Source organism: Kitasatospora sp. NPDC028961 (genome assembly GCF_055564815.1).
In genome coordinates this window covers 169,351-182,160 of record NZ_JBVHVO010000004.1, presented here as the reverse complement: position 1 = coordinate 182,160, position 12,810 = coordinate 169,351, and the positions used below count along the sequence as shown (strand labels likewise).

11 protein-coding genes are annotated in these 12,810 nt (G+C 75.0%); 7 read left to right on the top strand and 4 right to left on the bottom strand.

Translation table 11 applies throughout. The annotated features are described in order from the left end of the window. Positions 1-13 precede the first annotated feature (13 nt). Positions 14-1,198, bottom strand: a complete 1,185-nt coding sequence (locus tag ACZ4UX_RS11130; protein WP_465706413.1) for a radical SAM protein — start codon at positions 1,196-1,198, stop codon at positions 14-16. Positions 1,199-1,472: 274 nt separating this feature from the next. Between ACZ4UX_RS11130 and ACZ4UX_RS11125 the strand changes: the two genes are divergently transcribed. The 4 genes from ACZ4UX_RS11125 to ACZ4UX_RS11110 are packed head-to-tail and all read left to right on the top strand — an operon-like array spanning position 1,473 to position 6,442. Then, complete coding sequence (locus tag ACZ4UX_RS11125) at positions 1,473-1,661, top strand: hypothetical protein (RefSeq protein ID WP_329491452.1); 189 nt, start codon at positions 1,473-1,475, stop codon at positions 1,659-1,661. A gap of 16 nt (positions 1,662-1,677) precedes the next feature. Next, entirely contained in the window at positions 1,678-4,851 is a 3,174-nt protein-coding gene (locus ACZ4UX_RS11120; RefSeq protein ID WP_465706412.1) for an adenylate/guanylate cyclase domain-containing protein, read from the top strand. Then, complete coding sequence (locus tag ACZ4UX_RS11115; RefSeq protein ID WP_465706411.1) at positions 4,848-5,774, top strand: S8 family peptidase; 927 nt, start codon at positions 4,848-4,850, stop codon at positions 5,772-5,774. Before ACZ4UX_RS11120 ends, ACZ4UX_RS11115 begins: the two co-directional genes overlap by 4 nt. 5 nt (positions 5,775-5,779) lie before the next feature. Further along, on the top strand, positions 5,780-6,442 hold the full coding sequence (locus ACZ4UX_RS11110) for a GAF domain-containing protein (RefSeq protein ID WP_380390319.1): 663 nt from the start codon (positions 5,780-5,782) through the stop codon (positions 6,440-6,442). Between the two features lie 100 nt (positions 6,443-6,542). Here ACZ4UX_RS11110 and ACZ4UX_RS11105 read toward each other — a convergent pair whose 3' ends face one another. Then, positions 6,543-8,360 (bottom strand): AfsR/SARP family transcriptional regulator, encoded by a 1,818-nt coding sequence (locus ACZ4UX_RS11105; protein WP_465706410.1) that lies wholly within the window; start codon positions 8,358-8,360, stop codon positions 6,543-6,545. A gap of 275 nt (positions 8,361-8,635) precedes the next feature. Between ACZ4UX_RS11105 and ACZ4UX_RS11100 the strand changes: the two genes are divergently transcribed. Further along, complete coding sequence (locus tag ACZ4UX_RS11100; protein ID WP_329491456.1) at positions 8,636-8,827, top strand: hypothetical protein; 192 nt, start codon at positions 8,636-8,638, stop codon at positions 8,825-8,827. A gap of 179 nt (positions 8,828-9,006) precedes the next feature. Then, entirely contained in the window at positions 9,007-9,966 is a 960-nt protein-coding gene (locus tag ACZ4UX_RS11095) for a JmjC domain-containing protein (RefSeq protein WP_465706409.1), read from the top strand. A 49-nt stretch (positions 9,967-10,015) separates the two neighbouring features. Here the strand turns inward: ACZ4UX_RS11095 and ACZ4UX_RS11090 are convergent, their stop codons facing one another. Together ACZ4UX_RS11090 and ACZ4UX_RS11085 are read right to left on the bottom strand one after the other, a co-directional pair. After that, positions 10,016-10,570: a TetR/AcrR family transcriptional regulator gene (locus ACZ4UX_RS11090; RefSeq protein WP_329491459.1), complete on the bottom strand. Its 555-nt coding sequence runs from the start codon at positions 10,568-10,570 to the stop codon at positions 10,016-10,018. Then, positions 10,567-10,929: a DUF1304 domain-containing protein gene (locus tag ACZ4UX_RS11085; RefSeq protein ID WP_380394276.1), complete on the bottom strand. Its 363-nt coding sequence runs from the start codon at positions 10,927-10,929 to the stop codon at positions 10,567-10,569. Before ACZ4UX_RS11085 ends, ACZ4UX_RS11090 begins: the two co-directional genes overlap by 4 nt. A gap of 221 nt (positions 10,930-11,150) precedes the next feature. Between ACZ4UX_RS11085 and ACZ4UX_RS11080 the strand changes: the two genes are divergently transcribed. Next, entirely contained in the window at positions 11,151-12,689 is a 1,539-nt protein-coding gene (locus ACZ4UX_RS11080; RefSeq protein WP_465706408.1) for a glycoside hydrolase family 64 protein, read from the top strand. The last annotated feature ends 121 nt before the right edge of the window (positions 12,690-12,810 follow it).

The following is a 12,810-nucleotide window of genomic DNA, read 5'->3' as shown; positions in this document are numbered from 1 at the left end:
GCCCCCTCCCCGGCTACAGCCGGCCGGTGGCGTGCAGGTGGTCGAGGATCCGCGCGTCGACGTTGTCCTGGAAGCGCGTCATGACCTCGGTGTCGGCCTGCTCGTACTCGTAGCCGCAGGTCACCCAGCGGTCGGCCACCGAGCCGGTCTCCAGGTAGCCGTGGTCGACGTGTCCGACCTCGAAGCCCGGCTTGCCGGCCGACTGCCAGCTGCTGAACAGCGTGCCGTCGGCGTTGATCACGGCGCCCTCGCGGCCGCCGGGCTCGGAGCAGATCTGGCAGGTGGTCCGCATGCTCGGCTTGGCGAAGCGGTAGCCGCGTTCGAGCGCCTCGACCGCCCACTCGACGAAGCGGTCCTCCACCTGCCGGGCCCGCGCGAGGTCGTTGCGGTACCCGATCCCGGAGTCGCCGACCCAGGCGTGGGTGAACGTGCACCGGCTCGGGTCGACCTTGCCGTCGAGCTGGCCGAAGAGCGCGCCGATCCGGTCCACGTTGTGGTGGGAGACGTTCACCCGGAAGTTCCAGGAGAGCCGGGTGGCCTCGGTGGCCGCCGCCACGTTGGCGACGATGGTGTCGAAGGTGCCCCCGCCGGCGTGCGTGACCCGGGTCGCGTCGTGGTCCTCCCGGCTGCCGTCGAAGGTGATCTGCACCGCGCGCAGCCCGGCGGCGCCGAGCTGGACGGCCCGCCGCCCGGTCAGCAGCACGCCGTTGGTGGTCATGGCGGCGGTGGCGAGCCCCAGGGGCGTGCAGCGCTCCAGCAACTCCACGCAGCCGCGCGGGTTGAGCAGCGGCTCGCCGCCGAACAGCAGCAGGTAGAGCCGGTCCAGGCCGGCCTGCGCCATCCGCTCGGCGGTGAAGTCCACGATCCGGTCGATGGTCCGGGTGTTCAGCCGGCGCAGGTTGATCCGGGGCGGGCGGTGGCCGCCCTTCGGGTCCTGGCCGGTGTTCTGGAAGCAGTAGCCGCAGCCGAGGTTGCAGGCCGTGCTGGTCAGCACCGTCAGCGCGAAGGACTTCGCGGTGCGCTCCCGGTACGCGCCCGCGTCGCGCAGGAACGCGTCGATGTCCGGCCGCACCCGGCCGTCGGCCGCGACGTGCTCCGGTTTGAGCAGGGTCCACGTCCGGTTGCCGATGAACCACCAGCCGCGGTCGCTCCTGATCAGGCGGGGCGCGTCCACCTCGTCCAGCCGGGTGCCGATCATTGCTCTCCCTGGGGTCGGCGGGAAACGGCCGCCGTCGGCGGGCCCTGACAGCGCGAGGCTAGGCAGCCGTGGTTTGCCGCCGGTATGCGACAGGTTGACGGGCAGCTTCCGGCCGGGCCGGACGGCCGGGGCATCCACCGTCCGGCCCGGGTCGGGCGGCCGGGGCGCCGACGGGGGCATACCGGACGTAAACCGAACCCCAACTGGCCGCTCCTAGGCTCATGGCGACGACCAGAACGCCTGACCTCGACGTCATGGAAGAGGGCTGATCGACGTGCCCGAGCCGACCCCCGCCGACCTGCCCCCCGACCTGTCGGACGACCTGCTCGACGACCTGTCGGACCTGCCCGACACCCTCCCGGGCGCCGCGCCGGCCGACGACGAACCGGAGGTCGTCCTGCACTCCGCGGACGGGGACGACGGCGAAGCCCCCTGGTGCATAGGCAACATGACGGCGTACTGACCGGAGGGCCCCACCGATGAGCTGCCCGTCCTGCGCCACGGAACTCCCCGCGGACGCGCGATTCTGCGCCCGGTGCGGCACCCCGGTCACCCCCCCGACCCCGGCGGCCGAGGAACGCCGGGTCGTCACCGTGCTGTTCTGCGACCTCGTCGGATCGACCGAGCTGTCCGGCAAGCTCGACGTCGAGGTGCTCCGGTCGATCCTGCTGCGCTACTACGAACTGATGGAACGTCAGATCGATTCCCGTGGCGGGATCGTGGAGAAGTTCATCGGCGACGCCGTGATGGCCGTCTTCGGCCTCACCGCGACGCAGGAGGACGACGCGCGCCGGGCGCTGGAGACGGCGGCGGACATGCTGACCGCCCTCGACGGCCTCAACACCCAGCTGGAGCGCGACCACCGGGTCCGGCTCGGGGTCAGGATCGGCGTGCACACCGGTGAGGTGGTCACCACGGCCGATCCGGCCAGGCGGCAGGCGCTGGTCTCCGGCGAGGTGGTCAACGTCGCCGCCCGGCTGGAGCAGGCCGCCGGCCCCGGCGAGATCCTGCTCAGCGCGCAGACCTGGCGGGCCTGCGGTTCCGGGCTGACCGTCGCCGAGGTCGGGCCGGTCGAGCTGAAGGGCGTGGCCGGGCCGATCGAGGCCGGCCGCCTGCTGGGCCTCTCCGAGCCCGAGCGCGCGCCCCGCTCCGACGTGCCCTTCGTCGGCCGCGAACGCTACCTCAGTGAACTCGACCTGGCCTGGCGGCGGGTGGCCGAGGAGAGCGACGTCCACGTCCTCACCCTGCTCGGGGAGGCGGGCATCGGGAAGACCCGCCTGGTCGACGAATGGCTGCGCCGCTCGGCCCCGGCCGCGGAGGCGGTCGGCACCGGCCGCTGCCGGGCGGCCGGCACCGGCGGCTCGCTGCACGCGCTCGCCGAGTGCGTCGCCCCGCTGGCCGAGGAGGCCGGGCGGCACGCGCTCGACGGCTCGGCCACCGCCGCCGCGCTGGCCCTGCTGCGTACCGGGCTGCTGCTGGACGGCACCCCGGCCCCCTCCGAGGACGACACCTGCGCGGCGGTCGCCCATGTGCTCACGGTGCGCACCGGCGACCACCCGATGCTGCTCGTCGTCGACGACCTGCACTGGGCGGACCAGCCCTTCCTCGCCCTGCTCGACCGGCTGGTGGAGGACCTGCGCCGGCTGCCCATCCTGGTGCTGTGCCTGGCCCGCCCCGAGCTGATGGACTCCTGCCCCGGCTGGGGAACGGGCCGGGCGAACTCGACCACGGTGACCGTCACCGGCCTCTCCCCGGCGGACTCCGCCGTCCTCGCCGCCCACCTGGTCGACCTCGCCCTGCACAGCCCGGCGGCCACCGAGCAGATCGTGGCCCAGGCCGACGGCAACCCGCTCTACCTGGAACAGCTCGCCGCGACGGTCGAGGAGGCGGGCGGCACGGAGGGCCTGCCGCCCAACCTGCACGCGCTGCTCGCCGCCCGGATCGACCGGCTGGACGAGGCGGACCGGACCGTGCTGCGCCAGGCCTCGGTGGTGGGGCGCGAGTTCGACGCCGAGGACCTCGACGCCCTGGCCGGCGAGCCCGGGCTGCCGGCCGCGAGCACGGCGGTGCTGCGCACCCTGACCCGGCGCGGCCTGGTGAAGCCGATGCGCCGGCCGTTCGGTGCCGGCGCCGCCTACTGCTTCGTCAACGGCGTGACCCAGCGGGTCGCCTACGAGGGGCTCACCAAGGTCCGGCGCGGCGAACTCCACGAGCGCTACGCCGAGTACCTGCTGCGCGCCGGGCGCCCGGACGCGCTGGTCGGCACCCATCTGGAGCAGGCCTACCGGTACCGCAGCGCGGTCGGCCGCCGTACCGAGCGCAATCCGCTGCTGCGCCGGCGGGCGCTGCGCCACCTGGCCCGGGCCGGCGTCGGCGCGCTCGGCCGGGTCGACCTGCCGTGGGCGCTCACCCTCCTCCAGCGGGCCGCCGACCTCGCCGACCCGGGCGACCAGGGCCGGCCCGAGGTGCTGCAACGGCTGGGCGAGGTGCTGCTGGCACTCGGCCGCTCCGACGAGGCGCGCGAGGTGCTGGTCCGCGCCGTGGCGGAGGCCGGCGAGCAGGGCGCGGCGGGAACGGCCGCCCACGCCCGGCTGCACCTCGCCGCGTGCGAACACGACGACGTCGCGCTGGAACGGGCGGCCGTCGACGGCCTGACGGTCTTCCGGGCCTGCGGCGACGAACTCGGGATGGCCCGCAGCCGCCTGGTGCTCGCCGGGTCCTGCCAGCGGCGCGGGGAGCACGGCGAGGCGGTGGCGGCGCTCGGCCACGCCCTCACCCACTCGCTCGCCGCGGCGGCCGACCGGGAGCTCGCCAACACCCTGGGCGCGACGGGGCTCTCGCTCTGGCACGGCCCGGAGCCGGCGCCGTCCGCCGCCGCCCGGTGCGAGGACCTGCTGGCCACGCACGGCGCCGACCGGCTGGCCGTGCAGGTCACGCTCGGGTTCCCGCTCACCGTGCTGCACGCCCTCCAGGGCCGGTCCGACCGGGCCGCCGAGTGCCTGGCCGACGTCCGGCGCGCGATGGCGGCGCTCGCCTACGGCGAGGGCGCGGTGTTCGGGCCGCTGCTCGACGGCACGCTCGCCGCGCTGGCGGACCGGCCGGAGCAGGCGCAGGCGGCCCTGCGCGAGGCGCTGGACGCGGCCCGGGCCCTCAACGCGGGCGGCCTGGTCCGCACCACCGCGCTCGAACTGGCCCGCGCCCAGCTCGCGGCGGGGCAGTGGCGCCGGGCCGCCGAGCTGGTGGAGGACCTGACGGTCGCCGACGCGCACCCGGTGGTGCAGGCCAACCGGTACGGCGTCCAAGCCAGGATCCGGGCGCTCGGCGGCGAGCATCCGCAGGCCCTCGCGCTGGCCCGGCGGGCCGTGCTGCTCGCCCACCGCACCGACTCGCCGGCCGACCAGGCGACCGCCTGCCTCGACCTCGCGTACACCCGCGCCCTGGTCGGCCGGCCGAAGCAGGCCCGGGCGGCGCTGCTGGCCGCGCGGCGCCGCTTCGAGGCGAAGGGGCACCTGGTCGGCGCGGCCCGGACCGGGCTGCTGGCGGAGGAGCTCGGCCTGGCCCGGGAACCCGGCCGGGAGCAGGACCGCGGGCCGGGCGGGCCGGGCGGGGCGGACGGGCTGGACGGGCCGGCGGAAGGGGGGAGCGGCCGATGACCGCGACCGGGACCGGTTCCGCCCCGGGTACCGCCGACCGGACCGCCGCCACCGGTCGGACCGGTACCGTCACCGACCGGACCGGTAGCGCCGACCGGACCAACACCGCCGCCCGGGCCACCGCGCTGACCTGGAACCTGCTCGACCGCCGCCCCGCCGACATCCCCGTCGCCGCCTCCGAGACCGTGCCCGTCACGCCCGACTGGGCGTACGGCGGCGCGGACGGCAGCGGCGTCCGGGTCTGCGTCGTCGACAGCGGGGTCGAGGCGGGCCATCCGTTGGTCGGCGAGGTGGTCGCCTCGCACGCCGTGGTCGGGCGCGACGGCGGCCTGACGGTGGAACGGGTGGAGCCGATGGACACCTGCGGCCACGGCACGGCCTGCGCCAGCATCGTCCGGCGGGTGGCCCCCGGCTGCGAACTGCACAGCGTCCGGATCCTCGGCGAGAACGGCGGCGGCACGGGGGCCGCCCTGCTCGCCGGGCTGAGCTGGGCCATTGAGCAGCGCTTCGACGTGATCAACCTGAGCCTGTCGACCTCGCGCCCGCAGTTCAGCCAGGTGCTGCGGGAGATGGCCGACGACGCCTACTTCAACCGCTCGGTGATCGTCGCCTCGGCGCACAACTCCCGGATCGAGAGCTTCCCCTGGCGGTTCTCCTCGGTGATCTCGGTCGGCAGCCACGCCGAGGACGACTCGGACCTCGTGCTCTACAACCCGGACCCGCCGGTGGAGTTCTTCGCCCGGGGGCAGGCGGTGCAGGTCGCCGGGCCGAACGGCAGCACCACCCGAAACACCGGCAACAGCTTCGCGGCGCCGCACGTCACCGGACTGAGCGCGCTCATCCTCGGCAAGCACCCTCGTCTGACGAGCTTCGAGCTGAAGACGATCCTCTACCTGACGGCAGCCAACGTGCGGGGAGTGTGAGATCCATGGACCAGTCGGCGGACTCCACGGCGATGATCGCGGCGATCTCGGGCGCCCTGGCCGATCCCGGCCCGGACGACCGCGAACTGCTGTCCTCCATCGTGCGGGTGGCGCGTTCGATCTTCGGCGCCGCCGCCAGCTCGATCTTCCTGTTCGACCGGGAGGAGGACCAGCTGGTCTTCGAGGCCGTCTCCGGGGAGGGCGAGGACTTCCTGGTCGGCACCAGGTTCCCGGCGCACCGGGGGATCGCCGGCTGGGTCGCCGACACCGGGGAGCCGGTGACGGTCGACGACCTGCGCGGCAGCGCGATCTTCGCCCAGGACCTCGCGGAGCGGACCCGCTACGTGCCGGACGCGATCATGGCGGCCCCGGTCGTCCACCGGGACGAGATCCTCGGCGTCATCCAGGTGCTCGACCCGCACCCGCAGTCCCGCTCCAGCCTGGCCGACCTGGACCTGCTGGTGGCCTTCGCCGGCCAGGCCGGGCTCGCCCTGCACGGCCTGGTCCGCAGCCGGGCGGCCCGCAGCGCGCTGGCCCTCGGGGGTGCGGAGTTCGAGCGGCTGGCCGGCATCGTCCAGGTCCTCGGCGCGCTGGCGCCCGAGCAGCGGGCCAGTGGGCTGCGGCTGGTCGAGTCCCTGCACGAGGTGCTCGCCGCGATGGCGCGCTGACCGGGCGGCGGGGTCGCGGTGCGGCGGGGCGGCGCGCTGACCGGGCGGCGAGGCCGCCCCGGTCAGCGGCACCGGCCCGCCACCCGGTCACGTCCAGGTGTCAGCAGCCGCCCGGCAGTGGACCCGGGCCGCGGTGCAGGGCGGCGGCGTACCGGTGGGCCAGCCTCGGCATGCGGTAGCGGACGGCGTGCGCCCGCACCTCGTCGTCCTCGGCCACTGTGACCAGATGGGCCTCGATGAGCTCCTCCACGATCCGCTCGGCCGGCTCCGCGAGGCCGCCCAGCGCCGCCAGCAGCACCGCCTGGTCGAAGGCCGGTCCGGGCAGGGCGCCGAGCGCGCCGAGCGCCGCCCGCTGCTGCGGATCCAGCCCCCGGTGGAACCGGCGGTAGCCGTCCTGGACGGAGCAGCCCCCGACCGAGAGCTCCTGGGGTCCGGCGGGCAGCCGGCCCAGCTGCTCGGCGTACTCGGACAGCGAGAGGTGCCGCAGCGTGGTGAGCTTGGCGGCCAGCGCGCGGACGACCAGCGGGGAGAGCCCGTACACCTCTTGAAGGCGGCGCAGCGTCCGGTCCGCGTCCACGAGCCGTCGCTCGTCGAGCACGCGCGCCAGGAGCTCGCGGGCCTCGCCGGGGGTGAACTCGTCGAGTTCGATGCGGTGGACGCACTCCAGGCCGCTGAGCCGGCGGGCCGAGGTGACCAGCGTGCGGGTCGGCCCGCGGCCCGGCAGCAGGCGGCGGACCTGGGACTCGCCGGTCGCGCCGTCGAGGACGAGGAGGACCTGCCGGTCGGCGATCCAGGACCGCCACAGGGCCAGCGCCGCGGTCTCCTCCCGGGGCGGGGTGAGGTCGAGACCGGTGCTCCGCAGCAGCTCGGTCAGCACCTCGTGCCAGTCGCGCGGGGTTCCGTCGGGGTGTCCCAGCGGGACGAAGACCTGGCCGTCCGCGAAGCGGTCGGCGATCCGGTGGCCGACGTGGACGGCCAGCGCCGTGGTGCCGACCCCCGGCGGGCCCGACACCGCCGTGACGTCGGTACATCGGGCCCCGCCGGCGAGGGCCGCCACCGCCGCCTCGACCTCGTCCCGGCGGCCGACGAAGTCCGCCAGGTCGCGGGGGAGTTGGGAGGGCCTGGCGTGCTCGCGCGGCCGGTCGCGGCCCGGCCGGGCCGATCCACCGCCGGCCAGGATCGCCCGGTAGGTCTGCTGCAGCACGGGGCTGGGGTCGAGGCCGAGCTCCCGGGCGATGTACTGCCGGTGCTGCTCGAAGCAGGCGAGCGCCTGCCGCCGCCCGCCGACCTGGTCGAGCGCCGTCATGTGCAGCACGATCAGCCGCTCGCGGAACGGGTGCCGTGCGGTCAACTCGGCCAGCCGGTCCAGCAGTCCGAGCGCCCGGCCGGCCTCCACCTCCAGTTCGGCCCAGTCCTCGTACACCGCGAGGAAGCGGTCGGCGAGCCGCTCCGACTCGCGGGCCGCGAACGGGCTGCCGAGCAGGTCGACCAGGGGCCGGTCCTGCCAGAGCCGTACCGCCTCGCCGAACAGCGCCGACGCGCCGGCCGGCTGGCCCGCCCGCTGCGCCTGCCGCCCGGCCGCCGCGAGTTCGTCGAACCGCAGCAGGTCCGACTCCTCGGAGGTCACCGTCAGGGTGTAGCCGTACGGCACGTGGCCGATCCGGTCCCGCAGGACCTTGCGCAAGGCGGAGACGTACACCTGGAGGTTCTTGCGCGCCGTCCGGGGCTGGTCGCCGTCCCAGAGCGCGTCGATGAGCTGGTCGACCGACAGCACGGTGTTCGCCCGGCACAGCAGCGCGGCCAGGAGTAATCGCTGTTTGTACGGGCCGAGTTCGAGCAGGTCGTCGCCGGACCGGACCTGTAGCGGCCCGAGCATCGTGAAACGCAGCGTTCTTTCCGCACCGGTGTTCCCGGTCATATGGCCCCTCCCCCAGAGCGCGCCACGCCATGGGCACAGGTCGGGCCGGCCCGATCGGGGCCGGTCGCCCTCGTCCGTACTCCGACGGGTAGCTTCGCCGAGAAGAGGATGTCTGGCAAGGACGTGGTGAGCGATTGGTGAACAGCGGTGTCCGGGGGTCGAGAGGGACAGGACAAGCTGCCAGGAAGCCACGCACATACCGGAGTTCAACCGCCCGCTCCTAGCGTCGCACTGTGACGTCGGCCGACGTCCGAGCGCGAGCGAGAGGAGTTCCGATGTCCGACGAGGTGCAGGCACACAGCGTGGGCGGCGACGACGAGGACCTGGCGGGCTGCGGGATCCAGTTCAACGCCAGTGCCGTGGACGACGAGGTCCAGGCCCACAGCGTGGGCGAGGACGACGAGGACCTGGCGGGCTGCGGGATCCAGTTCAACGCCAGCGCCGCGGACGGCCCCGCCGGCGTCTAGCCCGACGCCAGCGCCGCGGACGGCCCCGCCGGCGTCTAGCCCGACGCTTCGTCATCGGCCGACTCGCCGCCGGGCCGGACCACCCCGGCGGGACGAGGCCGGGCCGGTCTGTGCGGGTGCAACCGCGCAGGCCGGCCGTCGCCTTCCCGCCCGGCACCCGACCACCCTGTGAGGCCTCCGTGGACAGTCTGCTCCGGCTCGTGGACGACCTGCCGACGCTCGAAACCGCTTGGGAGCGCGAGCCGTTCGTCAGTACCGGGCTGGGCGACCTCGGTGACGTGTTCTCCCTGGAGTCCGCCGAGCGGCTGATCCACAGCAGCCTGCCGATGAGCGCGGTACGGCTCTTCCGTGACGGCAAGCTGGTCCCGCCGGAGCTCGTCCTGCGCAACCGGGGGAGCAACCCGCGGAGCCGCGAGAAGCTCGCCGACGGCACCAAGGTCGCCGAGCAGGTGGCCGGCGGCGCGACCCTGACCCTGGAGGAGCTCCAGAACCACAGCCCGGAGGTGGCGCGCTTCGCCGCCGAGGTGGCCCGCGAGACCGGCTACGAGGCCGACTGCACCGCCTTCCTGACGCCGCCTCGGGCCCGGGGCGCGGCGCCGCACTTCGACCTGGTGGGCATCTTCCTGCGACAGCTCCACGGCTCCAAGCGCTGGCGGGTGAGCGCCCCCGTGCGGCGGCTGCCGAGCCGGGCCCGCCCGGTGGCCCCGTCCGAGGTCGGCGAACCGGTGCTCGACGTCGTCCTCAAGGAGGGCGAGTGCCTCTACCTGCCGCGCGGCTTCGTGCACGTCGGCGACACCACGGACGAGCCGTCGCTGCACCTGTCGATCGGCCTGCGCGGCGTCACCTGGGAGCGGGTCCTGCGCAGCCTGCTGGCCGGGGCGGGGGAGCGGTTCGAGCCGCTGCGCGAGGTGCTGCCGCCGGCCTTCTCGGACCTCGACCGGGAGGCCCTGTACCGCGAGCGTGTCGAGCTGCTGGCGAAGCACCTGGCGGACGCCGACTGGTCCCGGATCTCGCTGGACGGCCTGCGGGCCGAGCAGCCCCCGGCCGCGCCCGCCCCGGGCAGTCTGGCGGCCTCGCTGCGCCGGCCGGCCGCCACGGGGCCGGCGCCCGAGGCCGCCGAGCCCCCGCCGGGCGCCTGACCGGCGCGCACTGCCCGCCTGACCGGCGCCCGCACCGCCCGCCGGCCGGTCAGCCGAACGGGGTGCGGTGCAGCGAGATCAGCAGGCGCCAGCTGTGCGCGGCGAGTTCGTCCGCGGTGGCGGGGACCAGGGCGTGCAGCCAGTCCGCGAGCAGCGCCGTGAAGGTCGCCGCGACGGCGGTGGCGACCAGCTCGGCGTACGGCGCGCCGGCCAGCTCGCGCTCGGTGCGGCTGCGCTCCCGGAGTTCGCGGTGGAGCAGCTCGCCCAGCGGTCCGGCGCCGCCGGGCAGCAGCAGCGAGCGGTAGACCGCCGCGTGTCGCTCGACCTCCGTGAGGAACGCGCCGAGGGCGGGCGGCGGTGCGGCCGGGTCCGGGATGCCGCGCCAGGCGTGCAGGGCGTCCACGGCGTCCCGGACGACCTCCGCGCAGGCGTCCACCGCGAGCGCCCGCAGGTCCTCGTAGTGGAGGTAGAAGGTCGCCCGGCCGACGCCCGCACGCCGGACCACGGCGGCCACGCCGACCTCGGCCAGCGGGCGCTCGGCGCACTCGGCGAGCAGGGCCTCGCGCAGCCGGGCGCGGGTGCGGTCGGCCCGTGCGTCGGTCATCCGGCGACCAGCACCGCGGTCAGCGCGAGCGCGCCGGGCAGGGCCTGGGCGAACAGGATCCGGCGGTTGGCGGTCGCCGCCCCGTACAAGCCCGCGACCACCACGCAGGACAGGAAGAAGACCTGGACGCGGAAGCCGGTCGGGTCCGCCGCGATCAGGCCCCAGACCAGGCCGGCGGCCAGGAAGCCGTTGTAGAGGCCCTGGTTGGCGGCCAGCGGCGCGGTGGCCCGGGCCATCTCCGGGTCGAAGCCGGAGAGCTTGCGCCCGGGAGCCCGCTCCCAGAGGAACATCTCCAGCACCAGGATGTATCCGTGCAGTGCGGCCACCAGGCCCACCAGTGTGCTCGCGACGATGCCCATGACGGGGCCCCTTTCTGGACTGTTGTCCAGCAATCATAGACACATGTCCAGAAATTTCCCGCAGGGCTTCCCTTCACAAGGTGAAGTCACAAAGCCCACAAGGAAGTTCCACCGCTTCGTCTCTTGACCGCCGTCCGACGGGGCGGGACAGTGTGTCGACGCTTGAGAGCGCTCTCACACAGTTCCGCCGCCTTGCCACCGCCGAGGGAAAGGCATCCCCCATGACGGCCACCCCACCCCTGCCCGGCCCCGCCCACGGAGCCGCGCCCCGCCATCGAGCGCCCCGCCACCGCGGCGCCGTCGCGGTCCTCACCGTGCTCGCCCTGCTGCTCGCCGGTCTGTGGACGGCGGCCGGCGCGCGGGCGGCCACCGACTACACCCAGTCGGCGGCCACGGTCGCCCCCGGCTCGGTCCTCTTCGCCTTCACCCCGGCCACGCCCGCCGCCCTGGTCGACGTCCACTACCGGCCCGCCGCCGACGGCCAGCAGAACGTCCGGATGACGGCGGGCGCGGGCCGGTGGGAGACGACCGCCACCGGCCTGGTGGCCGGGACCGTCCTGGAGTACTGGTTCACCTACGAGAAGGCCGGACCGCTCTACGACACCCCGCACTTCACGGTGACCGTCGGCGCGGGCGGCTCGACCGGCGGCGGGGCGACGGGCAGCTTCCCGCTCACCTTCGTGAACAACACCCGGGGAGCCTTCAGCGACGCCCAGGTCTACGTGACCGTGCTCGGCATGGTCACCCCCGGCCAGTGGTCCTACCTGCGGCCCGACGGCACGACGGCGCACATCGACCACCGCGCCGCGCAGGCCCCGGGGCACCTGACCAAGAACGGCGTCGACTACCCGAACATGTCCTTCACGCTCGACCGGGCCACCACCGTCCCCTCCCCGGCCGCCATCCGCGGGGGCCGCGTCTACATCTCGCTCGGCTCGCCGCTGTACATCCCCGTCTCGCCCGACGACCAGGGCTGGGGCGGGCCGGACCCGCGCAACCCCGCCGACCCGAACAACGACGTCTACTACGACTGGTACGAGTACACCTACGTCCACGGCGAGGTCCCGTTCGGCGGCAACACCACCCAGGTGGACGGGTTCGGCTTCCCGATGACCGCCCGGCTGCGGCAGACCGCCAGCGGCTACGACTCCACCGAGGGCATCACCCGCACCCGCGCCGAGGTGATGGCCGGCTACGCGGCGGCCGTCGGGCCCGCCTTCCGCGCGCTGCAGGGCACCTACCGCATCACCGCCCCGCGGTCGTCCGCCCAGTTCCAGGCGGGCGGCGCGCAGCAGGGCTACCTCCAGCCGGCCATCGACCGGTTCTGGTCGGTCTTCAGCGCACGGCAGTTCACCCTCACCCGGCTCGGCGAGACGTTCACCGGGCGGGTCACCGGCGACACCCTGACCTTCACCAAGAACGGGGCCGGACCGTTCCACCTGGCCAAGCCCGCCTCGCCGGACGTGATGGCCTGCGCGGGCCCGCTCGCCGCGGGCGACGACACCGAGAAGCAGCTCGGCGCGGAGCTGTGCGCGGCCCTCCAGCGCGGCGTGGCGCTCACCCCGGACGACTGGTACCGGCCCGCGGCCTACTACCGCGGCGCCGACGCCGCGAACGACTACGCGGGGTACCTGCACGGCATCAGCCTCGGCGGCCGCTCCTACGCCTTTCCCTACGACGACATCAACGACCAGTCGTCCGTCCAGATCCTCGGCAACGCGGCTCCGCCCACCGGGCTGACCCTCGGTATCGGCTGGTAGTCCGGGCCGGCGGGGGGGGGGGGGGGGGGGGGGCCCCCCCCCCCCCCCCCCCCCCCCCCCCCCCCCCCCCCCCCCCCCCCCGGGGGCACCACCCTTTCTGGAAGGAAACGGCCCACACAAT

Coding starts and splice junctions, on each gene's coding strand:
- ACZ4UX_RS11130 (WP_465706413.1), bottom strand. CDS start 1,198: ATGATCGGCACCCGGCTGGACGAGGTGGACGCGCCCCGCCTGATCAGG.
- ACZ4UX_RS11120 (WP_465706412.1), top strand. CDS start 1,678: ATGAGCTGCCCGTCCTGCGCCACGGAACTCCCCGCGGACGCGCGATTC.
- ACZ4UX_RS11115 (WP_465706411.1), top strand. CDS start 4,848: ATGACCGCGACCGGGACCGGTTCCGCCCCGGGTACCGCCGACCGGACC.
- ACZ4UX_RS11110 (WP_380390319.1), top strand. CDS start 5,780: ATGGACCAGTCGGCGGACTCCACGGCGATGATCGCGGCGATCTCGGGC.
- ACZ4UX_RS11105 (WP_465706410.1), bottom strand. CDS start 8,360: ATGACCGGGAACACCGGTGCGGAAAGAACGCTGCGTTTCACGATGCTC.
- ACZ4UX_RS11100 (WP_329491456.1), top strand. CDS start 8,636: ATGTCCGACGAGGTGCAGGCACACAGCGTGGGCGGCGACGACGAGGAC.
- ACZ4UX_RS11090 (WP_329491459.1), bottom strand. CDS start 10,570: ATGACCGACGCACGGGCCGACCGCACCCGCGCCCGGCTGCGCGAGGCC.
- ACZ4UX_RS11085 (WP_380394276.1), bottom strand. CDS start 10,929: ATGGGCATCGTCGCGAGCACACTGGTGGGCCTGGTGGCCGCACTGCAC.
- ACZ4UX_RS11080 (WP_465706408.1), top strand. CDS start 11,151: ATGACGGCCACCCCACCCCTGCCCGGCCCCGCCCACGGAGCCGCGCCC.